This is a genomic window from Pararhodobacter sp., from assembly GCF_034676545.1.
Classification (GTDB): Bacteria; Pseudomonadota; Alphaproteobacteria; order Rhodobacterales; family Rhodobacteraceae; genus Pararhodobacter.
The window spans coordinates 3,446,914-3,469,986 of record NZ_JAUCBZ010000015.1; the positions used below are offsets into that span (position 1 = coordinate 3,446,914).

Annotated in this window: 26 protein-coding genes and 4 pseudogenes; 17 read left to right on the forward strand and 13 right to left on the reverse strand. The window is 58.8% G+C overall.

From position 1 onward, the window contains the following. Positions 1-285: 285 nt before the first annotated feature. Together VDQ28_RS22690 and istA are read right to left on the reverse strand one after the other, a co-directional pair. On the reverse strand, positions 286-528 hold the full coding sequence (locus VDQ28_RS22690; RefSeq protein WP_416349436.1) for an ATP-binding protein: 243 nt from the start codon (positions 526-528) through the stop codon (positions 286-288). Beyond that, positions 517-1,599 (reverse strand): annotated as a pseudogene (gene istA / locus VDQ28_RS20320) (IS21 family transposase); the annotation flags it as partial. The gene VDQ28_RS22690 and the pseudogene istA, both read right to left, overlap by 12 nt. Before the next feature lie 69 nt (positions 1,600-1,668). Here istA and VDQ28_RS20325 point away from each other — a divergent pair. Continuing rightward, positions 1,669-2,334, forward strand: a pseudogene (locus tag VDQ28_RS20325) (IS3 family transposase); the annotation flags it as partial. Between the two features lie 12 nt (positions 2,335-2,346). On the opposite strand, the gene VDQ28_RS22695 reads toward VDQ28_RS20325, so the two are convergent. Beyond that, positions 2,347-2,544, reverse strand: a complete 198-nt coding sequence (locus tag VDQ28_RS22695) for an OmpA family protein (protein ID WP_416349409.1) — start codon at positions 2,542-2,544, stop codon at positions 2,347-2,349. Between VDQ28_RS22695 and VDQ28_RS20330 the strand changes: the two are divergent. The 4 genes and pseudogenes from VDQ28_RS20330 to VDQ28_RS20345 form a co-directional block, all read left to right on the forward strand. Next, a pseudogene (locus VDQ28_RS20330) lies at positions 2,521-2,982 on the forward strand (IS5 family transposase); the annotation flags it as partial. The gene VDQ28_RS22695 and the pseudogene VDQ28_RS20330 sit on opposite strands and share 24 nt — an antisense overlap. Positions 2,983-3,856: 874 nt before the next feature. Beyond that, entirely contained in the window at positions 3,857-4,555 is a 699-nt protein-coding gene (locus tag VDQ28_RS20335) for a hypothetical protein (protein ID WP_323037670.1), read from the forward strand. Between the two features lie 32 nt (positions 4,556-4,587). Continuing rightward, positions 4,588-5,109, forward strand: a complete 522-nt coding sequence (locus VDQ28_RS20340; RefSeq protein WP_323037671.1) for a hypothetical protein — start codon at positions 4,588-4,590, stop codon at positions 5,107-5,109. Further along, positions 5,106-5,906, forward strand: coding sequence for a hypothetical protein (locus tag VDQ28_RS20345; protein ID WP_323037672.1), 801 nt, complete (start codon positions 5,106-5,108; stop codon positions 5,904-5,906). The genes VDQ28_RS20340 and VDQ28_RS20345 overlap by 4 nt, the downstream gene beginning before the upstream one ends. A gap of 575 nt (positions 5,907-6,481) precedes the next feature. Here VDQ28_RS20345 and VDQ28_RS20350 read toward each other — a convergent pair. From VDQ28_RS20350 to VDQ28_RS20360, 3 genes are all read right to left on the reverse strand, one after another. Beyond that, positions 6,482-7,993 (reverse strand): ATP-dependent helicase, encoded by a 1,512-nt coding sequence (locus VDQ28_RS20350; RefSeq protein WP_323037673.1) that lies wholly within the window; start codon positions 7,991-7,993, stop codon positions 6,482-6,484. Then, positions 7,990-9,729, reverse strand: coding sequence for an ATP-dependent endonuclease (locus VDQ28_RS20355; protein WP_323037674.1), 1,740 nt, complete (start codon positions 9,727-9,729; stop codon positions 7,990-7,992). Before VDQ28_RS20355 ends, VDQ28_RS20350 begins: the two co-directional genes overlap by 4 nt. A gap of 326 nt (positions 9,730-10,055) precedes the next feature. Next, positions 10,056-11,048: a WYL domain-containing protein gene (locus VDQ28_RS20360; protein WP_323037675.1), complete on the reverse strand. Its 993-nt coding sequence runs from the start codon at positions 11,046-11,048 to the stop codon at positions 10,056-10,058. Positions 11,049-11,244: 196 nt separating this feature from the next. On the opposite strand from VDQ28_RS20360, the gene VDQ28_RS20365 reads away from it, so the two are divergent. After that, entirely contained in the window at positions 11,245-11,856 is a 612-nt protein-coding gene (locus tag VDQ28_RS20365; RefSeq protein WP_323037676.1) for a hypothetical protein, read from the forward strand. Here VDQ28_RS20365 and VDQ28_RS20370 read toward each other — a convergent pair. Then, the gene (locus tag VDQ28_RS20370; RefSeq protein ID WP_323037677.1) at positions 11,837-13,156 is read right to left on the reverse strand and encodes a tyrosine-type recombinase/integrase; all 1,320 of its coding nucleotides are present in this window, start codon (positions 13,154-13,156) and stop codon (positions 11,837-11,839) included. The genes VDQ28_RS20365 and VDQ28_RS20370 overlap by 20 nt on opposite strands. Positions 13,157-13,728: 572 nt before the next feature. Between VDQ28_RS20370 and VDQ28_RS20375 the strand changes: the two genes are divergently transcribed. The 8 genes and pseudogenes from VDQ28_RS20375 (at position 13,729) to VDQ28_RS20410 (ending at position 17,489) form a co-directional block, all read left to right on the forward strand. Next, entirely contained in the window at positions 13,729-13,986 is a 258-nt protein-coding gene (locus VDQ28_RS20375; protein WP_323037678.1) for a helix-turn-helix domain-containing protein, read from the forward strand. After that, a complete protein-coding gene (locus VDQ28_RS20380) occupies positions 13,983-14,249 on the forward strand; it encodes a hypothetical protein (protein WP_323037679.1) in 267 nt (88 codons plus the stop codon). Before VDQ28_RS20375 ends, VDQ28_RS20380 begins: the two co-directional genes overlap by 4 nt. Next, positions 14,246-14,641, forward strand: coding sequence for a VRR-NUC domain-containing protein (locus VDQ28_RS20385; RefSeq protein WP_323037680.1), 396 nt, complete (start codon positions 14,246-14,248; stop codon positions 14,639-14,641). Before VDQ28_RS20380 ends, VDQ28_RS20385 begins: the two co-directional genes overlap by 4 nt. Continuing rightward, on the forward strand, positions 14,638-15,663 hold the full coding sequence (locus tag VDQ28_RS20390; protein WP_323037681.1) for a helix-turn-helix domain-containing protein: 1,026 nt from the start codon (positions 14,638-14,640) through the stop codon (positions 15,661-15,663). Before VDQ28_RS20385 ends, VDQ28_RS20390 begins: the two co-directional genes overlap by 4 nt. 71 nt (positions 15,664-15,734) lie before the next feature. Next, positions 15,735-16,127, forward strand: a pseudogene (locus tag VDQ28_RS22700) (DNA cytosine methyltransferase); the annotation flags it as partial. A gap of 52 nt (positions 16,128-16,179) precedes the next feature. Next, positions 16,180-16,332: a hypothetical protein gene (locus VDQ28_RS20400; RefSeq protein ID WP_323037683.1), complete on the forward strand. Its 153-nt coding sequence runs from the start codon at positions 16,180-16,182 to the stop codon at positions 16,330-16,332. Positions 16,333-16,443: 111 nt separating this feature from the next. Next, positions 16,444-16,833 (forward strand): hypothetical protein, encoded by a 390-nt coding sequence (locus VDQ28_RS20405; protein ID WP_323037684.1) that lies wholly within the window; start codon positions 16,444-16,446, stop codon positions 16,831-16,833. After that, complete coding sequence (locus tag VDQ28_RS20410) at positions 16,830-17,489, forward strand: hypothetical protein (protein ID WP_323037685.1); 660 nt, start codon at positions 16,830-16,832, stop codon at positions 17,487-17,489. The genes VDQ28_RS20405 and VDQ28_RS20410 overlap by 4 nt, the downstream gene beginning before the upstream one ends. 136 nt (positions 17,490-17,625) lie before the next feature. Here VDQ28_RS20410 and VDQ28_RS20415 read toward each other — a convergent pair whose 3' ends face one another. Continuing rightward, the gene (locus tag VDQ28_RS20415; protein WP_323037686.1) at positions 17,626-18,369 is read right to left on the reverse strand and encodes a hypothetical protein; all 744 of its coding nucleotides are present in this window, start codon (positions 18,367-18,369) and stop codon (positions 17,626-17,628) included. Next, positions 18,366-18,599: a hypothetical protein gene (locus tag VDQ28_RS20420; protein WP_323037687.1), complete on the reverse strand. Its 234-nt coding sequence runs from the start codon at positions 18,597-18,599 to the stop codon at positions 18,366-18,368. Before VDQ28_RS20420 ends, VDQ28_RS20415 begins: the two co-directional genes overlap by 4 nt. 22 nt (positions 18,600-18,621) lie before the next feature. Between VDQ28_RS20420 and VDQ28_RS20425 the strand changes: the two genes are divergently transcribed. Next, a complete protein-coding gene (locus tag VDQ28_RS20425; protein ID WP_323037688.1) occupies positions 18,622-19,407 on the forward strand; it encodes a hypothetical protein in 786 nt (261 codons plus the stop codon). Here VDQ28_RS20425 and VDQ28_RS20430 read toward each other — a convergent pair. Both VDQ28_RS20430 and VDQ28_RS20435 read right to left on the reverse strand, forming a co-directional pair. Beyond that, positions 19,404-20,003: a lysozyme inhibitor LprI family protein gene (locus VDQ28_RS20430; RefSeq protein ID WP_323037689.1), complete on the reverse strand. Its 600-nt coding sequence runs from the start codon at positions 20,001-20,003 to the stop codon at positions 19,404-19,406. The two genes, VDQ28_RS20425 and VDQ28_RS20430, sit on opposite strands and share 4 nt — an antisense overlap. A 207-nt stretch (positions 20,004-20,210) precedes the next feature. Further along, entirely contained in the window at positions 20,211-20,516 is a 306-nt protein-coding gene (locus VDQ28_RS20435; RefSeq protein ID WP_323037690.1) for a hypothetical protein, read from the reverse strand. Positions 20,517-20,564: 48 nt separating this feature from the next. On the opposite strand from VDQ28_RS20435, the gene VDQ28_RS20440 reads away from it, so the two are divergent. Beyond that, positions 20,565-21,050 carry a hypothetical protein gene (locus tag VDQ28_RS20440; protein WP_323037691.1) on the forward strand — a complete coding sequence of 162 codons (486 nt, stop codon included), beginning with the start codon at positions 20,565-20,567 and terminating at the stop codon, positions 21,048-21,050. On the opposite strand, the gene VDQ28_RS20445 is transcribed toward VDQ28_RS20440, so the two are convergent. Further along, positions 21,047-21,271, reverse strand: a complete 225-nt coding sequence (locus VDQ28_RS20445; protein WP_323037692.1) for a hypothetical protein — start codon at positions 21,269-21,271, stop codon at positions 21,047-21,049. The two genes, VDQ28_RS20440 and VDQ28_RS20445, sit on opposite strands and share 4 nt — an antisense overlap. A gap of 34 nt (positions 21,272-21,305) precedes the next feature. Beyond that, entirely contained in the window at positions 21,306-21,470 is a 165-nt protein-coding gene (locus tag VDQ28_RS20450) for a hypothetical protein (protein WP_323037693.1), read from the reverse strand. A gap of 337 nt (positions 21,471-21,807) precedes the next feature. Between VDQ28_RS20450 and VDQ28_RS20455 the strand changes: the two genes are divergently transcribed. Continuing rightward, a complete protein-coding gene (locus VDQ28_RS20455; protein WP_323037694.1) occupies positions 21,808-22,638 on the forward strand; it encodes an OST-HTH/LOTUS domain-containing protein in 831 nt (276 codons plus the stop codon). The last annotated feature ends 435 nt before the right edge of the window (positions 22,639-23,073 follow it).

A 23,073-nucleotide genomic window follows, 5' to 3' on the forward strand; every position in this document is an offset into this window, starting at 1 on the left:
GCCATCGCCAGACCTGGGCTCAGGACACATTGCCAATAGATGACGATTGCGGCGAGTGCGATTACGGAAAGGAACATTTTTTAGGCAACGGTCGTTGGCTACGTACGCTTTGCGCCCTCAACCTGGCTGGTCGACTATTAACCCAACATCGCCAATAGCGGACGTTAGGTCCGAATCATCGAACGAGCCAATCGGCTCGCAAACTTGACCCCTGTAGATTTCCACGCGGAAGTGAGCCGGGTTTTCCATCGAGAAGTGAGCCACCTCTAGGTTATGTTTCGGGTTTCAGGCTTTGGTCAATACGCGATTGTCCTCCCTCTTTTTCTGCGCCGCGGTGGCTGCACTGGTTTTGAAGCGGAAGCTGTCGTTGCCGGTCTCGAGGATGTGGCAACGATGGGTCAGGCGGTCGAGGAGTGCGGTCGTCATCTTGGGATCGCCGAAGACGGTGGCCCATTCGCTGAAGCTCAGGTTTGTGGTGATGACGACGCTGGTGCGTTCGTAAAGTTTGCTGAGCAGATGGAAGAGCAGCGCACCGCCTGATGCACTGAACGGCAGGTAAACCCGCAAGCTCACAGGCCGGTTCGCAAACGACGCTGGAACACTGTAGCGGTTGCGCTCGAAGCTGATTAGGCAGGTCGGGGACACCCGTTTGCTATGCTCGACAAAGCCATCGAAGGCGGGCGGCAATGGCATCAGCACGGGGTGTTCTGCGGCCCAGACGTCAGCAACATTCCCCGGCAGTGCTGCATGAGGAATCTCATTCCACAACGCCACACAGCGCTGTTCCAGCCAATCATTCAGGGCCGCGAGATCGGGGAAGTCCGGCATGGGTTGCCACAGACGGTGCCTGGCATCCTGCACATTCTTCTCGATCTGCCCCTTCGCCCAGCCGGCGGCAGGATTGCAGAACGCTGGCTCGAACACGTAATGGTTGGCCATTGCGAGGAAGCGCATGTTGACCTGCCGCTCCTTCCCACGACCGACGCGGTCAACAGCGGTGCGCATATTGTCGTAAATTCCACGCCCTGGAACGCCGCCGAAGACCCGGAACCCGTGGCAGTGAGCGTCGAACAGCATCTCGTGCGTTTGCAGCAGATACGCCCGAACCAGAAAGGCCCGGCTATACGACAGCTTGATATGGGCGACTTGTAGCTTGACGCGCTCGCCGCCCAAAACGGCAAAATCCTCGCTCCAGTCAAACTGGAATGCCTCGCCCGGACGAAACGACAGCGGCACGAAGATGCCGCGCCCTGTTGCCTGCTGCTCTCGCTGCCGATCTGCCCGCCAGTCACGCGCAAAAGCCGCGACCCGACCGTAAGACCCATCAAAGCCAAGCACCACCAGATCGGCATGCAGCTGCTTCAGCGTTCGCCGCTGCTTGCGCGACTTGGCCGCCTCCGTCTTCAGCCAACCGGCAAGCTTCTCGGCGAACGGATCGAGCTTGCTTTGCCGCTCCGGTGTCGCGAACTGCGGCTCGATCGTGCCCGCATTCAGATATTTTGTAATCGTATTGCGCGACAATCCAGTGCGACGCGCAATCTCACGGATCGATAGCTTCTCCCGCAAAGACATCCGTCGAATAATGTTCAAAAGTCCCATGTGTATCACTCCGCTGCTCCCCGTTGCGCATCGCGCTGGGGGAAGGGTCACATGGCTCAAATCTCAGTGGAAATTATCCGTCTATCCGGCTCACTTCTGCGTGGAAATCTACACCTCAGGGGCGTGGTTCGCGGCAAAAAGGTCATCACAACCAACCCTGACGCATCGCTGCCATGCCCCGATGACAAGGTGAACCGTCTCTTCATGGCAGATCGGCCGAACAAGCTGTGGGTTTCAGACTTCACTTACGTGCCCACATGGTCGGGGACGGTCTATGTTGCCTTCGTGATTGATGTATTTGCCCGACGGATCGTGGGGTGGCGCACCTCAACTTCGATGAAGACGCAGTTCGTGCTCGATGCGCTGGATCAAGCAATCTGGCAAAGAAAGACTCCAGATAACAAGAACTTGGTGCATCACTCGGATCGAGGATCCCAATATCTGTCGATCAAATACACCGAACGCCTAGCCGAGGCGGAGATCGATCTCTCTGTCGGGACAGTCGGTGACGCCTATGACAACGCACTGGCCGAGTGCGTCATCGGCCTCTTCAAAACGGAGGTAATCAACCAGATCGGGCCTTGGAAATCAATGCGCGAGGTTGAATGGGAAACCCTGAAATGGGTCGATTGGTATAACAACCGCCGCCTACTCGGCCCTATCGGATACATCCCGCCCGCAGAAGCAGAGGAGGCGTTCTATGCAAACCTGAACACACTCGATATGGTCGCCTAGTCGTTGAACAAATCACCCTCCGGTAAACCCGGGGCGGTTCAGGTCGATTCCATGGCGGTCGATCAAGCCTTGGCGGAAACTCCGAGCGCGATTCTGCGCCAAGATCAGGTTGACTTCGTCCGAGGCCACACTGTCTGTGTGGCCAGTGATCCGGATCCGCAGATCCGGGTTGGCGGCCATGACCTGAGCGGCGACATCCACGCGGCGCATCCCGTCAGCAGCGATGGCGACAGTCCGGTCCTGCCGGAACTACTCAACCAGATCCCCGAGGACGAAAACATCGGGACCGTGACCGCCGATGGTGCCTATGACACTCGCCGCTGTCACACCGCCATCGTCGACCGCCAAGCCACCGCGATCATTGCGATTCGCAAGAACGGTCGACCCTGGAAAGCGGACTGCCCGGCCGCAATCGCCAGAAACGAAACCCTGCGTGCCACCCGGCACTATGGCCGGGCATTCTGGAAGCGCTGGACGGGATACCATGTCCGCAGCCGCATCGAGGCGAAAATGCGGTGCCTGAAGGCCTTCGGTGAACGCATCGCGGCAAGAGACCCTGACCGCCAGACCGCTGAAATCCAGATCCGCAGGGCACTGATGAACCGCTTCTCAGCCCTTGGAACGGCCGAGATCGTTCGCGTGGCCTGATGCTGACGGGGAAAGGGGCCATCATGCCACAGGCCTAAGTTACGCAACAACGCCGGGGTCGACTCTCAAAACGTTGACCAGGCGTTGACAAGAACTGCAACGCCGAAAGCCCGACGGTTTACGTCGGGTTCTAAGCATTTGATCTTACGAAGGATTTTTGGTTGCGGGGGTAGGATTTGAACCTACGACCTTCAGGTTATGAGCCTATAATCCAAAAATTGCAATAGGTTAACGAAATCAACGCATTACCCAACAAGCCTTTGATTTCACAAATGTTCCAACCCCGCATTCGCCGTCATTCACCCGCAGTCGGCTGCAAACCCGGCGCGAAACGTGCATTCGCGGGTTGATGTGGCGTTGATGTAGACAATATCACGGCAACGCCGGATTATGATCGGGAACGGCCTCCAGCTGCCGCTCGAGACCCGAAGGTACTGCACGGCAGCATTTCCCGAAGCTGTCGTTCGACGATGAACACAGCATTCTGATACGAAATATCTGCGTCTGCGATCGGGCGATGGCGCCGATGATAGGGTTGGGTCGGTTGATCTAAGCAATTTGCGGGCGTTTGTTAATTGGCTTTGCGCCTCATTTTCGCCGCTACCGCATCTGGCACCGACTGGTTGAAGTAAGCTTGATCTGCTGTTGTACCGCCAAGCGTCTAATGCGGGCGGCGGCTGTTGTAGAACTTCAGATACGATCAGTGCTGGGTGCCCTTGGCCGGAGTGATTTCGGAAGCGCTAAAGAGGTCGTGGCTCGGCAAAGTCGAAACCTTACAAACTCGCTGGGCGACCGAGCGATGGGTCGCCGCCTTTCTACTTGCCTTTGACTGAATTTTCCGATTTTTATTCTCCTTTTTAAGGGAGAGATAGCCTTGACGGGCGAGGAATTGATTGAGCAGGTGCGTCGTTCAATCGCGACGGAAGATGATCTCACTCCAACAGACAGGGCGGTCGCAATTCACCTCGGTGTCAGCGGAACCACATTGGCCAATTGGCGGGCTCGCGAGACGGTCACGTCGAGGCAGATGGCGGGACTGCTCGCCTCCGCTGCGAAGGCATCGCGGCAGCGCACTCTCGAAGAGGCGATCCGTCCGGTGGTCGAGTTCTTTCAAATCCGTCGGACTAATATTGGAAGCGGCGACACCTACCGGATATTCGATGCGGGACGCGGTGACGACGAGCACCCCTATCTCGCGGGCCTCAAGCGGGAGCTCGAGACCCAGAAGGGCATCTATGTTTTCTACGACAGCCGGGGCCGCGGATTATATGTCGGAAAGACGAAGGCTCAGACCCTCTGGAAGGAGATCAATCTTGCGTACAATCGTGACCGCGATCCGCACCTGCAGAGCATCCTGCGTGTGCAGCATCCAGAGCGCAGGCAGGACTTCCGAAACTCCGACGAGATGCGACGACAGATCCGACCGATCAACGTGCGGCTGCATGAGCTCGCACACTACGTAAGCGCCTATGAAGTGGTCGAGGAGATGATCAGTGACGTCGAATCTCTGCTCATTCGTGCCTTTCCCAACGACCTGCTCAATAAAAAGATCGAAAAGCTGACCTGGACTTGACCTTGTCCACGAGACCGACTGGAGACTGCTAGATGGCTATTCTGGATCCGCGCCTGCTACCACTGCTCGAGACGCTGGCCGGCGCCGGAGCTGACTGGCTTGCTTTCGAGATTGTAGATGGTGTCCGCCGTGGTCGCGAGCCGTGGGAGTCCGAGGAGCAGCTGCGGGCGGCGCGAGAGAAGGTCCGGTCACAGCAACCTTCCGACCGCCTGCCAGCGGACATTCCGGTCTTGGCGAGGCCGATTCTCGGCGATGACCAGATCGTTTGGGCTGCGAACTATGTAACGGACCGCTTGGACGGCGCTTTGGCGGATCTCGACGAAGGGCTTACGATGATCGAGGCGGTCGCCGAAAGTTCAGGCAACACATTCAGGCAGGACGACCCGGCTTTCTCCAAAGCTCGGCCTGGAACCCCTATTGAGATCGTTCTGATCGGTGAGGAAGGCCGCCCTGTCGATCGCAGCTCGATAGCCGTCGCTAAGGAAGGGGTAGCGTCCCTCAGGAATGCGCTAGCTGGTTGGTCGCGCGAGGCGCAGGGCGGCGCTATCCTATGATACCGCAGGTCCAGGCTGCATTGAATTCCATACTAACAAGCGTCGCGACGCTCCGGATGGCCGGCGGCGCCGGAAGGGCATTCGAGCTTTTCGTGATGGGAGGTGTCGCCCGCGCCCTGCAGCTTCGCAGCTACGATGTATGGCTGCAGCGCTCCGACGGCACGCGGATCCTGCCGGGGGACGCTGATCGCCGTTTCATCCAGCGCGGAGGCGCCCCCACGGGAATCGCTGGCGCCGCGCAGGGACCCGGCAACGCTGCCACCATCGGCTTCCGCTTCCAGCAGCGGCCCACATGGGAGCTTTGGAACGGGATCCAGTTCGAGGGGCGCAGCGGCGCCACCCACGAGATTGATCTAGCGATTGTGCCGTCCAGTGTCGGCCAGGCGCTCAGGGCACAACCGGCCGGGGGGCGTCCGCTCGGACGTCCAAGGGTTGCGATCGAGTGTAAGGATGTTGCGGCGCCAGGTAGTGTCGATGAGATGAGGGCATTCGTCGCCCGCTTATACGACATCACGCTGCTTACTTCTCATCACCCGCACCTCGCCATCGGCGGAGCGGCCCAGTCAATCCATCCCGGCTTGCCCCAGAATTCTATTCATGTCCCAGCTCTCAGTTACTGGGAGGAGAATCGTCGCACACTCAATGTGATCGCGCGCAGGAGCGGGTTCGTCACAGGTGCCGCCGCCATGACCGGCTACCACTCCATTGAGCCGCATGCCGGCATCGCCGCGACAACAACTTCGGCACAGGGGCTGTTTGACACGGTCGCAGACTGGATCGTCGCCAACGGCTACTGACCGAGGACCTGGCCGAGTTCCAGATCTCGAAGGTTTCTGAGATCGGCGACCACTATAGGACGGAGCGCGCTGCGCGGATATCCGTCGATGGATAGAGACAGCACGATGCGAAGAGATGGATGCGGGCCGCTTACGTCTGCCAACGGCAATGCCGGATATGCCTGACGACCAACGCGGCAGAAAGAGTCTGCGCGGCGTGGCCCTTGACCGGAAGGCTCGGCGGCCGCAGTTCCTACCATGGGACTTGAAAGCCGCCTGACCATGGCCCAGCCCGGAGGCTTACTGTCTCACCAACCGTTCGTCAGTATTGGCCAAGCTAATGACGCCAATCAGGATCTTCGCGCTGGCCTTCATTCCAAGGCACTACGTCCCGCCCGCCTTTGCAAAACCGAGTGCATCAAGCTTGGGAGCAAACTCTTTTAAGTTGGTGGCAGGAACCCCCAAGACAAATAGATCACGCGCTCTGGTGAGCGCGACATAGCCGATCTTACCGACCTCTGTGGCTGTCCCACCAAGCATTTCATCGAGATGCGAACGGTTACAAATGTAGAGGACGCCCCCTATGCTCTCCCCTTTCACCTTATGAACGGTGGAGACGCGGAACCTTGGCACATCCTCAATCCCCAAATCTGCCGGTCCAATAAGCGGCGGTTGAGGATATTCCGTCTCGCCAGTTTTGCTTTCCAATTGGCGCCACACTTCAATCCATGTTCCGCCGAAAGCGTGGCAAGCAGGGCTCCCGCCCGCGCCAGAAGAGCAGGTTGCCAAGCTGTGTCGGCCACAAGAGACGCAGAAGGCAATCCGCTGGCCGGGTCTTTCACGAACCTCCACAACGCCCTTCGCAACGCCAGGGAACTCCGCTCACATCCGCCGCGACGGATAAGCTCAGAGAGCAAAGACCTATGACCTTCATCCAGTAGGCCGACGACGCCAGTGCAGCAATACTTGAAGGCCTCATCGAAGCGACCGAACTTGTCTCGCTGGATCGCAGCGTCCACAAAGTGTCGCAAGACACCCTGTCCTTGCTCCTCTTCGCCGCCGGCCCAGGCTCCAGCCCATTCAGCTGATCGGCAGAGCACGGCTGCATCTTTGACCGCTATGCCTGCCTGACTTAGCAGCGCCGCAAAAGCGTTGAGAGCATTATTTTTCTCCTCCTTGTTGTACGCAAAATAGTAGGCACCTGACAAAGTTATCGGTGTCGTCCTCGCGGCCGTGTCGCTGCGCCCTGAAAGTTTGTTTGCGATGGCGACGATACTTGGGATCGATCGAAAGTTGGTCTCGAGCATCCGTCCATCAACATCATCACGAGCCGCATACTGTCTGAGAAACGCACCAGTCGCGCCAGAGAACTCGTAGATGCCTTGGTTGACGTCCCCGTTCAGCGAGACCTGCGCACCGGCACCTTGCAAAGCCATAAGGATCAACTGGTGCAACTTGCCGATGTCTTGTGCCTCATCAACAAGGATGTGCGGATACCGGCGCGCCAGCGCGCGCCGAATTAGCGGCTGGGCCCGTAGGACTTTAAGCGCCCAGAAGCTTCCCAGAGCGTGCGAGTAGGCACCGACCCCCGCCAGCTTCCTGATCGCCTCGGTGGCTGCTTTCGGATCAATGGCGGTCTTCGCCCGTCCGACTTCAAACTGAAGGCCCACTCCCGTCACAGTAACGAGCTGAAGCGCGGTTGTTGGTTGTGACCTCTTTCCGTCCCAAACCGTGAAGTTCGCGAGGAAAGGCTCACTTCCATGCACAAGGAACGGCGTTCTGGCGCATCCCATTACAAGATGCCCGTGGGGGCGAATAATATTTGAAGCGATGAATGAATCGACCGTTGCTATCTCGACGCCGCCTAAGCGGCTGCCGCCGGGCTCAGTCTGCAGCAAGGTACTATAGTCCTTGTAAAACGTGTCGACGGCCACGTTGGAAAAGGACAAAAGCACGATGTGGCCGTGGCGATCGTCTAGGCGCCTGCGCATAGCGGCGAGCCGCCGGACCGCAGTCGCGGTCTTGCCGCTACCTGCACAGGCGCTGACCGCCATTGGTCTGAGAGGCGCCTCAACAATCTCCCGCTGCTGCGGTGACAGTTCGATCATGGCTTACACGTATGCTGCACTGCATCTCTGATGTAAGCCGGGATTTCTATATCCAGATCGTTATCTTCAATCTGCGCTGCGAGCGACTGCGCAAAAGCACCCTTTTGAACATTAGCTTTACCTTTGGGACGCTCAAACATACCCGTGAAAAGCGCTATTGCTTTGGCTCGATCATCCGCCTTCGATGCGACCTCGGCTTCAAGATCGGCGCCGATCAGAGGATGCATATCCTTGAGGGCTGCCAGCATGGCCGTTCTGTTTTTTTCGTGGAGCGCAAAATCGTACTCAAAGGTCTTCTGGCCGTGAAACACTTTAAGGAACTTATCTTCTTTTTTCTTCATCAACGCCGTGTTGCTTGAAATCGCAATGTTCTCCGTTGCGGATGGATAATGAGGTTGCATATCCCCTTTGGCATCGACGATGACTGGATCTGCATCTGTGATCACGGCGACAGGTATCTTGATCGTCGTCTCACCGAACAACGGCATGAAGGAGTCGAAGTTCAATCCTTCCACACTTATAAGGCTAACAGCGTGATTGCGCAAATCGGAGCCCATCTTTTTTGCCAACAGATTGACCATCAACAGCTCAGCCGCACCTTCGACGAAGATGACGCGGCGCGCGAAAAAGATTTCGGCACGGGTCACGTCAAGGTAGCGCTTCAGCTTCTCCTTTTTACCCTTCCCAAAACTAACTGACCTAGGATGGAAAACCTCTACACCTGCGTCCGTCTCGACCAGGCATTCGACAGCGTCCAGATCGGCGATGCTGGCAAAATTTGGAGAATGACTTGTCACGAAGACTTGGACATGCCGTTCCCCCTTCTCGACTTTAATGTCTGACAGGTATTGTAAGAGCACAGCCTGTAAGTGAGGGTGCAAATGCGCTTCGGGCTCTTCGACAATCAAGCTGCGGTATGCCGAATCAGCGTTCATCGCGAGCTCACTTAGGACCACAGCCATATAAATCAGGTTGTTGTAGCCAAGGCCGTTACGTTCGATCTCAAAGCTGTCGACCAGCAAAGATAGGCGAGAAGCCAGCTTCGTGAAGTCGGAACCGCTCAACTCGACCGCCAGCATCTGGGCTAATTGATCGCCAAGCATGCTTTTGTGACGCCCGGAGATGGCTTCTTGTGTCTCAACAATGGCTTTGAGCGCCTTAATTTCCTTGTCGAGGTTTGCGAGTTTCTTGGCGATTTCCTCTTTCCCGTCGTCATCTGAAAGAAGATGCAGCAAGCGGGACAGCTGGCTTGAACGGCTTGGGCGAAGGCCAAGCTCTGCGTCGCGCAGCGGCTGTAGATAAACGCTGCGCAGGTTTTCCAGCATGGTTGCCGTCATCGCGATTTCATGGTGGACGCCGCAGACCTTCCTCGCCCTTAGCCGTCCGGTTTTATCCGCATCGCCATAGGTCACTCTAAGAATGACTTCCGCCTTTCCCGCGACATCAGCCTTTAACCCATGCAGGAAGTCGGCTTCATCGTCGAGAGACAGGTCCTTGAAGACATAGTCGAAGACAATATCACCCGTCGCCGCGCCCCCCTTGGGAAGGTGAACGTCATCGACGTTGAAGCGCGGATAGGGGTCATCGGTTCCGGCGAGTAGCGCTCTCAGCGCGTCAACAACCGCCGTCTTCCCGATATTATTCGGGCCGACAATGATATTTAGCCCAGACTCGAATTCTATTGTTGCAGATTTTATGCGGCGAAAATTGATAATCGTAAGTGATGCCAGATACATGATGTCCCTTATGCGATCGCCGCTATTGCAGCTGCTGTCGACTCAGTTTGACCTGAGCGCATTTATTGGCAAGGGCTTTCGGCGGCACGGAGGCACGGAGGCATCATCGACTCGACAGCTCATGATCTAGATCGAAGTCATTCCACGCCACCACTCGTGCGTCGGTCGGCTCTCTATAGGTCGACCCAATTCCATATTTCCTCTCGCTCGAGCGGCATGAGTGGATGCTTTTCAAAGGTCACCGCAGATGCAGTGGCGCGCTATAGTCAGGCTGCTTTCCACCCTTCGAGTCTAGGCTACGAATGTTGGAACATCGAAATTGGCCATCATGGCAAGACGTGCACGTCACCACTCAGCACCGTCTCCAGCATGAGATGCAGCTCTCGCGGTTCCAAAACCTTGACCGCTCTGCCCCATGAGACCAAGTGCCACGCCATCTCCACCCAACCGCTTGCGCTGAATTCAACCATCAGGCTGCCGTCCGGCAAATCAGTCATCACCTGGTTTGGATGGAAACGGAAGTCGCGCGCCACAGGCGCAGCGCTGGGCACAAAGCGCCAACGAACGGGCCCGTGCTCGGCTTCAGAGAAGAACGATCCGAAAGACTGCGCGCAGTGGTCGTTGATGCAGAAATCCGGATCGCGCACAAAGCCCTGCCCCGTCACAGCCATTTCACTGATCCGATCAAATCGATACTGACGAATCCGCTGCTCCGGCGTCGTATCGCGCGCCACAAGGTAATGTCGGGTGCCGAGGATGACGCCGTAGGGTTCTACAACCCGCTCGCGGGGTGCGTCATCACGGGCGCTGCGATACGTCATGCGGATCGACATCGGCGCGATGAAAGCCTCGAACAATAGCTTCAGATAATGCGGTGATGCCTGACTCGCTGGCCCGGGGCGGCATGCGAACCCATTCGCCTCGAGCATGACCTCGGAACTCACTTCGGCTGAACGCGCTTGTGGCGGCGACGCGGACGCCAGGAGCCGGTCGCGCATCTCGGAAAGCGATTTGACCTCGTTCGCAGCCCCGTCCCGCTCGGCTCTGCGGATCGCAAGATCCAGCGCGGCAATTTCACTGTCGCGAAACCCGCGGTGGCGGATGTAATCGACATCGCGCAGGGACCACCAGCGGCGGCGCTCGTCATCCGTGACAACATCAATCCTCGGGAACACGTCCTCCAGCGCCCGTGCCATGCGTCGCGCCGTCCGCTCATTGACGGCGAACTCTTCCATGATGTCGCGCAAGGTCACGCCGCGGTAACGCGCTTTGGCCATTTCAGCCAGCCGGAACAGGTCCTGCGCCTTGGCGAATGACATGGTGAATATTCTCCCTCCGATTGCACAAGGGGTAAGCAACTTACCCCATAGGGAGATTAAAGCTCTCTTACGTCAATGAGAATCAAAAATCACGTTGTTTCAGTGATTTCGCCGATCAGCAACGACGCAAAAAGCTTAACACCCGCTGCCAGGCTCTGCTCGATCTGGCTGGCGGTCCTTGAAGGAGGATTTGAGTATGGGCCTGCCACAACGTGTTTTTTATCCTGTTCACGAAACCGCTGCACGCTGGGGGTGCACGGTTTCAGACATTGCGGGCTGGGCGGCGATGGGGATGCTCAAGTTCGTTACGGGCATTCCGCCCATCGCGTGTGACGAAGTCCGCATCGCTGGGCTGGTACAGATCGAGCCCGCAGATATCTTGCCGATGTTCCGGCGTTGCGGGACTGGTCCGCAAGAAGCGCACTTGCGGCGCGTGCGGCAACTCGAGGGGGAAGATTGGCTTTATATCACTGCCCCTGAGGAGGGCGTGCCAGTCTCGATCGGCGATCTGATGATCCTCGGCCAGGAAGTGCAGCGTTTTGAAGACGTCAACAATCTCTTCGGTCGTGTCGCCGAAGGCGCTGGGCTTGGTGACGATGGGGATTACGATTGGCCCGGGATGAGTGTTGAGATCACGCGGCGGGTGTTCGAAGAGGGCTTGCCCATATCCCAGGCCGAATGGATCAGGGAGTTACAGGACTGGTTCGCCGCGCAGTCGGAAACTGGGGAATTTCCTGATGAGCGTTCGATCCGGCGACGACTGACCCCGATCCTCAAAGCCGTGAAGTTCAAGAACCCGAAACGGTAAGGTGTTTTGCGCCAACGCGCTGGCCAGGCCGCGGTAGCGGGCTGGCCGCAGCAACAGGCCGATCTGCGTCATGAACCAACCGTGGCATCGGCTTGAAGGCGCAGGCCACCGCGTCGACCCCCGCGCGCAGCGGCGAATCCATCAAATGCGCATAGCGCTGGGTGGTCTGCATCTGGCTGTGGCCCAAGAGCTTGCCGATCATCTCGAGCGAGGCACCACCACTGATTAGAAGCGAAGCGAAGGTGTGGCGCAGGTCGTGAATACGCACATCTTCGATGCCCACCTCTTTCTGAATGCGGATCCAAAACCGGCGCACCTCCAGCAGAGGCTGGCTGGGAACATCACCGGGAAAGAGCCATGGGGATCCCTTGATCACCGCGAGGCGGCGCTGACGCACGATGGCCGCCGCCTCGTCCGAGATCGGGACGCGGTGAACGCGTCGCTGCTTCGTGGTCGTGGCGGGCTTGGTCCAGCTCAGATGCTCGAGGTTGAAATCCTCGAACCGCGCCTGTCGGACCTCCCCCACCCGGGCACCGGTCAACATGCATAGCCGAATGATCCCGGCGGCGCGGTCATCCTCTGCCGCATCCAGAGCTGTCGCCAGACACGCGATTTCCTCATGCGAAAGATATCTCTCGCGCGGCGTTTCCATCCGGCGGCGAAACCCCGTCGCGGGGTTGTCGTCGCGCCATCCCCATTTGACGGCATAGGCGAACATCTTGCGAACGACCTCGCCAACACGGTTGGCGCGAACCGGTGTGGGTTTGGCCCCCTTGAGCTTGCGGGCCCGGTTGTTGGGCTTTTGCTTTGACGGTCGTGCACGTCCTTCGGCGACATTGTTCAAAAGCAACTCGACATCGTAGGACGAGACCTCGGTCACCAGCATGGTGCCCCAAGTCGGATCAATGAACCTCTCCATCATCGAGCGCTGATCAGCAGCGTTCAGGGTCGCCAGATGTGGCAGATGCATATCGACATAACGCTTGACCAGATCGCTGACGCGCGGTGCCTCGCGCTTCGCATCACGCGTCGCCAGCGGGTCGCCGCCCGCGTCAATCTCGCGGCGTAGGGCCTTGGCGCGCTCACGTGCGGCAGTCACGCCCCATTCCGGCCAGCGTGCAAAGGTCATTCGGCGCTGCCGCCCAGCGTAGCGATAGTCGAGCGTAAAAGCCCGTCCGCCGCCGCGGTAGATGCACAAAGCAAAACCACGCACCTCGGTGTCGAAAATCTGATAATCCCGCCCCTCGGCGGGCACGGCGTCGCGTAGGACCTTCTCGCTCAACTTCTGTCTGTCCACCATGTAAAAACCTCTCTCTTGGCCCTGTCATGACGCGTAGTTCCGGCCTGATATCAAGCAAAGCATGGCGCTGAGGGTGGCAGGGAGGCACGGGGTGGCACGACGGAGACGAACTGCATGCCACCCCCTGTTTTTATTGGGGTTCCCGCGTTTCCCTCCACGCTTGGCGCATTTGAGATTGGGTTGATCGACCCGAAGACTGCACGCTCTCTGCCGTCGAGGTCGCTGCAACGGGGCATCAGCCTGTAAATTCCCAATAAACACTGGGGGTGGCACGCTCTTTTGCCGGTTGCCACCCCCACTTTGCAGCCGAATGCACACGAATCCAGTTTATAGCGCGGGTTTTGCCGCTATTTGCCGCTGTTTGCAGCCGAATGCCGTCGAGTCCGGAATTGCTGCGACGCAGCGCAATGGATGGCCTTGGCCAGTGCGACCGCCGAAATGCCAATAAAACAAGGGGTGGCAAGGGGGTGCCGGGTTTCGTGCCACCCCGTGCCTCCCTGCCACCCCGAGACATGTGCCTGAGTAGTCACCAGCAAAGACCCGCATTCGGGTCGCAATTCTGGAGACGCGACATGCAGGAAGTTATCGGTGCATCGACGGCAAAACCGATGCCCAGCACATTGATGAGCGGCTGGATCAGCCGCACGGAACTCGCCCACCAGCTCGGGGTGTCTGAGGACACGTTGCGCCGCTGGGACGCAGCACGCTCAGGACCACCCTGCATTCGGGCTGGGCGCAAGATCTACTACCGATGCAGCGCCTTGCTGGACTGGCTGGAAGAACAGGAAACCAGCGCCCCTCGTCGCAAGCGTGCGGGAGGCCGTCGATGACCTTGCATGACGCCCGCACATTTAACGTGCCCCGCACTGCTGGAACATGGCCCGCCGCGCGCGTGAACGAGGCTCGCGCTGTTATCGCCGATGTCGCCCATCACTCCGACCACCTCGTCCGGCTCGCCTGCAACATTCTGGTCACGCATGGCGAAAACGACACGGAGCGTCGCGACGCCCGCGCACTCCTGTTCGTGATCGACGCGCGGCGCTCCCAGCGCCAGCGCCATATCGAGCAATCTGAGCCGGAGGCCGGGCAATGAAGCGCCGCGGCACACCCGAGGCCGATCTGCAGCGCGCCGTGGTACAGGTCCTGCACTTTGCCCTGCCCCGCTCGGCAATCATTCATCACTGCGCCAATGAGGTGACGGAGGCAGGCCCACGCGGCGCAAAACGCCAAGCGATCCTGGTCGGCATGGGCCTCCATTCAGGCTTTGCCGATCTGGTGGTGCTCTGCGCTGGGCGTGCGCTGTTCCTCGAGTTGAAATCCCTCAAGGGCCGGCTCAGCCCCGCACAGGAAGCGTTTCGCGATGCCGTGTTGGCGCAAGGCTTCGGCTGGGCGCTGGTGCGCAGCCTTGACGACGCGCTGGAGGCACTGGCCAACCAAGGATTTACGACGCGCATCGCGCCGCCCTCGCGGAGGGCTGCGCCTTGAGCCACGAAGCCACCAACTGGGCCATCAAGCAGCGCGGGCTGAAACCAACCACCAAGATCGTACTCTGGCATCTCTGCGACCGGTTCAACCCGGACTATGGCTGTTTCCCCTCGCAGAACAGGCTCGCACATGATTGCGAAATCAGCCGCTCAACCCTGAACGATCACATAGGCCAGCTTGAGGCGGCAGGCCTGTTGCGCAGGATTCCCCGCATCGATCCGGCAACCAAACGCCAGCTGCCCACCCGCTACATCCTGTGCTTCGAGCCAGGCTTCACACCAGCTGAAGTGGTTCCGTGTCCGGATATCGGACATGGGGATTGCGCGCTCAGGGAAAACCCATCTGTTGCAGAAGGTTGCGGCCCGGATGCCATCCCAGAGCAGGACCCGTGTCCGAATTCAGGACACGGGATTGACGCGAAAGCCGTGTCCGGATTTGGCCCCGAGCCGTGTCCGGAAAATGGCCAAAGCCGTGTCCGAATTTCGGACACTAACCTTGTAAGAGAACCCTTAAGTAAACCTGTAAAGGAGGAGGAGGACGCGCAAGCGCGCGATTCCGATTTTGATCGGTTTTTCGCAGAGCTGCTGACGGCGCTCGGCATCGCCGCCAACACCAGCCTGCCGGCCTGGTGGCAAGGCTGGCCAGCACGGATGCATGTTCGCCGCTGGATCGATGATCTCGGGTTGTCCATGGATCGGATCGTTGAGGTCGCCACCGAGACCCGCAGCGATCATCCCAATCCGCCCGATGGCCCCAAAGCCCTCGACCGATTCATGGAACGCGCCGCCCAGCGCGATGCGCAGGCAGCCGAGACCGATGCCAGCAGTATGAGAACCAAGCGTCCGCGCAAGCGCGATGTTGGTCCGCAGCCGAGCGAGGATGAGTTGGCGCAATTCTATGCGGCCAAGGTGAACTCCGACGAGTACCTGCCTCAGAGCATGATCAGCACCGCCATATGCGGATTGATGCTGGCGCGCGGCCTAGTCACGCCCGAGCGCCTTCGGATGCGGGGGATCCGGTGAATGGCATGGTGTCACGCCCCCGGCACGGATTGTCCCTCTGCGCAGGCGGCGGAGGACTTGATCTGGGCCTCATGCTCGCGGAGCCCGGCTATCACACCCGCGCATTTGTCGAATGGGAGGATTGGCCCCGAACTGTCCTCAGCGCCGCCCAGCGCGCAGGATATTTCGCCCCAGCGCCAATCTGGGACGATCTACGCAGTTTCGATGCCAGGGTCTTCCGCGGCGCCTTTGACACGGTGCTGGCCGGATATCCCTGCCAGCCGTTCAGCGCGGCGGGAAAGCGCGGCGGTGCCGACGATCCCCGCCACCTCTGGCCCGACGTTGCCCGGGTCATCGGCGAATGCCGTCCCGAATGGGTCTTCCTCGAAAACGTCGCCGGTCACGTCAGCCTCGGGCTTGAGACCGTCCTGCGAGAGCTTTGGGACATGGGCTACACGCCTGCGGCGGGTCTATTCAGCGCGGCAGAAGTCGGCGCGCCGCACCAGCGGCTGCGCATCTTCATCCTGGCCCACACCGATGAGCCTGCATCCCGGTACGGCGAACTACAACCCGGCCGGGAACAGCGACTTCACCCGCAAGGCGGAAGCGCTGGCGCTGGGCATCACGAACTGGTCGACACCAAAAGCGACGGATGGCGTGAAGGGCGGACCGGGCCAGAGTTATGGCTAAGGTGGCACCCCACCCCTGCCAGCGCAGGCGGCACAATGGCCAACACCGGCAGCACAGAACTGGAAGGGATCGAGCAAAGCCAGTGTTACGCGGGCGGATGGCAAGAGCCGAATGGATATCCTTCATTACCGCGCGGAACAGGGCTTCACCCGCCAGGCCCCAGTGATCACGCAGAATGGGCAGCGGTCCTCGCATCACGCCCTGATCTCGCGCCTGCTCTGGGCTTCAATGATTGCCTCGCATGGGCGGAACGTCTCGCGGCGGATCCTGAAAGCGCGGGCACGGCGGCGGCTCAATCCGATCTTCGTCGGATGGCTGATGGGCTGGCCCACCGGGCACGCGCTCTGCGCCTGCTCGGCAACGGAGTTCACCCGCTGGCAGCAGCACATGCGTGGCGCGCTCTCGCATCTGCCCATGGCCTCGGGCCCTTGGATTTGGCGGCCGACGGACGGGCCGGAGGGCCCAGCGCAGATGAACTTGTTTGAAGGATTGCGGCCATGAGCATGCAGGGACGGATTAGCCGCAACGGCGGCACAAAGGTGAAACGCGCGCTGGGCGTGCAAGCGGCGCTGGAATGGGCGTTTCGGGTGGAACAAGCGCAGTTGGAACTGCCTCCACCAAAGAATGCAACCGAGGAAGGCTTCGGGTTTGGCCTCGAATACGTCCTGCTGCAGCGCGCGGCGCTGGGCTGCAAGGTTGACGGTGGCCAGCACAAGATGGGCAGCTACACCCATGCCGACGCCGAAGTGATCGCCGCAACTGTCGCAGGGATCCCTGACAATCTCGGCGGCATCCGTATGGCGATCAGCGTCGCCGAAATGGCCCGTGCGGGGATAACGCCCGACTGGATGCCCGGCGCGGTGCCCCGCTGCGTGCCGGTTGACATGAAGCGCAACCGGCATGGTGATCGCGCCGTCAGCGTCGTTGTCGGCACCGAGAGGATACTGATCCGCGGCAAATGGCGTACAATCGAAGTGCGGGCCTGTCCGGTAACCTGGCGGCCGCATCCGGAACAGATCACCTCCGCTCGGCGCGGGTATGAGGATTGGTGGCGAACGTTGGATTGGGTGAGGGATGGACTGGTAGCCGGGCGGATGCTGCGGGAGATGGAAGTGACGGCAGTTATGCCGAAGGTGAGACCTTGGGGAACCGGGTGACAACGTCAAGATGGGCGGAAGCCGACCTTCGCTGCGCGGCTCACCAACGACAGCGATGCGCAGAAAGCGGAATTTGCAAAGTTTGGCGAAACGGCCGTTAGCAGTCATTCATCGCGTTGCCTCTAGCGCTGTCCTGCTAGTCGCCCTCATATTTCCAGCGCCGCGTCGGCCCTGCCACAACTGCTGACCGCGAAAGGTCCATAAACTCCCGCTCTTCGCTATGATCGAATGGCCCATCCGCATCCTCCGCATACTTGCGCCACTGCCGACCGAGATCATTCACAAATTCAACCAAATCCTGGCCCGATTTTTCAGCATAGAGCGGCGCCCACAGAAGAAGCGCATACGGGTTTCCTGGAACTTCGATGTAGTGGTTTGTCTGGTAGATAAACGCATCGGCGCTACTGTAGCGCTCACCTGCGAGGATGTCCGAACACAGCCGCATGACTAAGTCAGGAGCAAGCGCGCGGAAGCCATCGTTGACCATGACGATAATGCCCCTCCAACCAACCAAACCAAGCTCCTGTTTCGTTTCTCGAATTTGTCGGTTTGCCTTCTTGATGATCCGTTGCAACGGGGCGCGCAGAATTTTGAGCAGCTCTCGCCCCAGTGGCGCAGTTAGATCATTTGGGTCACCGTTTGGATTTCGATCAAAAGCAGCTTCAATCTTGCTGACAACGGACGGAGCATCCAAAAACTCCGTTTCCAGAACCTTCAGTTCAATGACGACCCTATCATGTCGAAATAGAAAGTCAGCGTTCTGAACTTTCTGCCGAGTAATAAGGGGTGCAACCAATTCACCTCCGGTCCGCTTTACGAACTCCTGCCAATGAGGTTCGTCGGCCACACTTCTCATTTGGCTGTAATCTTTATCACTCAAATGGGATTTCCTTCCTTTTTTAGAACCACGACATTCCCGCCTCTTGCAATCATGCCCTTTTCCTTCACCCAATCCCCGAACTGCTGAACCTCAGGATGTAGCCGACGCAGGTCGGTTAGAACAAGGTAGTGGCGAGCGTTCAAGCTTTCGGGAAAATCTGGCAAGTTCCTTCGCACCTGCAGCGGGTTCAGCGCTGCACCTGATGCGAATGTCTTGTTCGTGCTGGTCACGAAGTTCAGCCGGGGCCGCCCCATGTGGGTTTGGGAAATCATTTCGGGCCGCTGGAACGAGGTGCTGGACACTTTGGCCTATAGCTATGCGGCGCGGCAGAATTGTGGGACTGGACATGGAGCGCCGGAAAAGCGATCTTATGTGCAAAGACGGGCCGGAAAAGGCCCCGACCGCTGTTTAGTCCACGTGGCTGGAAAGGCAATTATGCAAAAACATGACGGCCACACTCACGAAGGCCCAGAGGAAATTCTCGTTTGCATTGTCGATGATAGCTACGGGAAACCAAGCGACCTTGATGAAGAACAGCAATATGAGTGGTATAAGGCACAGCTAGAAAAGGAGTTTTCTCAAAAATTTGACGAGGTGGATGTTGCCCCCGGTTATTCACTCCCTGCATTTGCAACAATCGTCCAAATCGCAACTGAATACTGGCCTGCACTAGTGGCGACGTTCTTTCTTGCGAAACCCGTATCTGAGAATTTGGAAGCGTGGAGGAATGCCGCGAACTCAATCAAGAAGTATTTTTCCAGACCTGACGTGGTCTTGGGAAGAAATGCAGCGGCGGCATTGGCCGTGGAAGCCGTTTTTGACGACATGGGGGGCGTTCCCAAGAAAATCGAGTGCCTTCAGTATTTTTGGAGAGACCGCAGGTTCAAAGAAGAAGATTATTCTGATGGCCAATTAATTCAGGATGGACCTAGAACAGAATACCTAAGCATGGCGGTTCATTTCTATAGGATTCGCGCTGACGGAATCGAATTTGAAGTTGAAGTTGACGGCAAAACCGTTCACGCAAAACGCGTTTAATCCCCATATCTCTCACGCATTTCTTCGAGCATTCGCTTCAATTCGCCAGTCCGGCTCACCGTCACAGTTTCAAGTTCGCTTGCGTAGACAAGGGGGGCCATACTGCCCCCGTCAAACTCAGCCGCCGCGAACTCCGCTTGAGCTTTTGCATAACTTTCCCAATTCGCTTGTGTTTGGTTAAGTGCTGCGATTTGGCTCGCTTCCATCCATCCTGAACGCTCCAATGCGACGATTGCGCGCTCCATCTGTTGCCTCGCTAAATCCGCACGGCGGCCAGCTTCCATATTCATTTCGACTTGGGTCATATAGGTGCTGTCGATAATCTCGATAGCATTTTCGACGAAGGCTTCCTGTTGGCTGTTCAGCACCGCCAAGAATTGGGCAGCATCATCTCGGGCATGTTTCGCTAGTGCAGGGTCTTTGCCAAGTGATTTCAGTTTTTCCATAATATCGAGAGTAAGGACATTCTCTTCGACATTCGCCTTTTTTCTGGCGGTAGGAATGAAACGATTGATCCACTCTGTGCTGGCAGGCATGAAAACCGACCGGAAGAGATCGGCGAAGAAACCCAAAACGAAACCAACTAACCAATCCATTCTGATCCCCCGCATTTATTAAGTGTGAAGTTACGGACAGATTTCGGGTTAGGCAACGTGGGAAGTGGTAAAACAGGCAGCACCCCGCGACCATCCCGCAGCGCCAGCACCTTTGACAGTATGGCGGTAACGCCCGTATCGGACACCATGTCGATTTCCATCGCGACCGAACGTAGTATTTGGGCTGGGAGCGGTCAACTGTTGTACCTAGCACGAAGGTCGGCTCTGGCCGCTCTTGTCGACGAAGTCGGCAGCAAAGTTACTATCCCGCGCCGCATCCGAGGTCGGCTTGGAGCCCATCTTGGAGATTTCTTGTATTGCAGCCAATGACTGCTCCAGCTCCGACAGCGCGCCCCACCGCTCGGCCCGGCGGAAAACCTCAAGGATCACGGCATAGGTCTTGCCGCCGCCGCGCCCTCCGTCAAGCAGCAGGTCCCATTCGAGGGGCAGCGACAGGACGCGCGCCTGAAACGGCATAGGCGCAATGTCGATGGTGGCGGGGTTGTGCATCATTGGGATAGTATAGCCAAATCAGTGACATGCCGCTTTGGGAGATACTTGTTGCCTGACCTTGCCCAACTGACCGCCGCCGAACTCCTCGCGCTCCATGCCCAGATAGGCGAGGAGCTGCGGTCGCGGGGCGTCGTGCGCACTGCCAACAACCCGACCGGCGACCTTGCCGAACACCTGTTCTGCGCCGCCTTCGGCTGGACGCAGGCCCCGAACTCAGAGCGGGGATATGACGCGACCGGGCCGGACGGGACGCGCTTCCAGATCAAGGGGCGGCGGGTCCACCGGCGCAATCCTTCGCGCCAGCTATCGGCAATCCGCGACCTTGCGGGCGGGCACTTCGACGTGCTGGCGGGCGTGATCTTCGATGATGACTTCTGCGTGGTCAGGGCGGCGCTGATCCCGCGCGGCGTGGTGGAGGCGCGGTCAACCTACGTCGCCCATACCAACAGCCATAAATTTATCCTTCGGGAGGACGTGTGGTCCGCCCCTGGGGTCCGCGACGTGACTGCCGAGGTGGCGGCGGCGATGCCCTAACCCTTCCCCTTGATGAAATCTTCCAGCGCATCCGCAATGATCCTGCGCGGATCACCGAACTCATAATGTGCAGCGTCTTGCTGGACTTCGTGGCTCACGCCCCCGTCCATCTTTGTTGGCTTCCCATCGACAAAGACCTTGAGATGCCAGCCGTCCCCGTCGCTGACCATCTTGATTTCAAACGAGCGCCCCTCGTGATCGAACGTCTTAACAGTATGCAAAAGTAACCCTCCCAGAATGTCCGGGATGAACTTGTCACTTCTTCGGCGTCACGTCCACCAACTTGCGGTAGTCCTCGGGCGTCATGGCGGAGGGCAGGTTGATGTTGACCTGCGCGGCGCTGCCCTCCAAGGGCTCGCCCGTGCGGTACGAGTGGCAGGCCTTCGAGGCAATGATCACAGCGTTCACTTTACCGTCCATCGCCAGCTACTACAGCTTGGCAACGAGGCGGTCATGCTCGATGGCCCGGCTCCGGTCCAGCACCTTCTGAACCTCGGGTTGGCGCTCAATAGCCGACACTGGGCCGATAGCGGTTCTGTCCGCAGAGCGTGAGTTCGCTGCGTCCTTGATTTTGCAGTCGCAGCGAAAGTCCGGAATGACGGGCTGCATCGCAGCGGAGGTAGGCCCGGTCAATTGCCGGAATGGGCCGTCCACCGTAGGTCAGAAGCTTGACCCTGGCCGTCTCCGCGGGGCAAGAATTGGCACAACGGAACCAGTCGCAAGGTCTGCTATCGCTGAGGCCGATTGAGGAGATGTGATGAACCCGGAAGCCGAGCTCGAACTGACAGCGTCGCGACACGACGTTCAGCGCCGTTTCGGGCTTTGTCTCCTGCGCCTGCAGGCCTATGAGATGCTGATGAAGGCCGTCGTCGCGGCACACGATATCTCCGCCCGGGCCGCCGACCTCGAGACAGTGCAGGCCGACCGGGTCGCGAATTTCCATGGCAAAACACTTGGGACGGTGGCCGGCGAATTGCTGGGTTCTTTCGTAGTGGGGCCCGAAAGTCAGGGCGCCAGACCAGAAAGGGACGACGCCCCTTCCGTAAGCTACCGGGCGCAGATCATCCTTTCGGGCGGGGATTTCGAGAAAGCCGAGAGCGACATGCGGGATCTTGTCAAATTGCGCAACGACCTCGTCCATCATTTTCTTGGGCAGCATGACTTGGCCACCCACGAAAGCTGCCTGAAGGCGCAAGCCGCGTTGGCGCTGGCCTTGGACCGCATCACCCAAGCCTTTGGGGTCTTGCGCAGCTGGGCCGATGACCTGACGGAGATGCAGGGGCAAATGGCAGCCGCCCTCATGTCATCTGAGGTTCAAGACTATATTGTCGCCGGTCGCATCCCCTGGAACCTGACGCAAATCGCCCAAGCGCTGCACGAAGCAGCTCAGGAAACTGGAATTGACGGTTGGGCTCCTGTTGCCGCCGCTGTTCGGTGGGTGAACGCTCGTCATCCGGATGAACAGCCTGAAAACTATGGCTGCACAAGCTGGCGACAGGTTATTCACCAGTCGCGCCTCTTTGATTTACGGTATCTGATGTCAGGTGGCTTACGCCAAGCCTGCTATCGCACCCGCCCCGCCAGCTGACCACCATCGTTCCCGCAACGGACGGATCGAGGTGAGCCATGTGCCGCTATCCCTTGAAATGAAACGCCCAAGGTAATTTCCGCCTCGCCCGACCCAGTTCGGATGGCCGCTTTCGTCTGCTGGCTCTTTTTGCTATCATCAGCACCTAACCGACCGCTAGGGGCCGGTAGCGGCCACAGCCCCCCGGCATGGTTCCTCCCGAGCCCTATTCGTATACGGGGGGGCTGAGCGCGGCATTTCGCTAGCGCGTGGCTTTTTCACCGGGGAAGCCACTTGGAAGCCACCCCCACAGATCGCCTCGGCATTATGACTCATTATCAGTGACTTACCCGGCACGCAGCGCAGGCAAGGTGGATTTCTTTCGGAAGCCAGGGAAGCCACCTGACGGAAGCCACCCTCGCCGGTAGCCAGCATATAAAGGCACCTCTCGGCCAG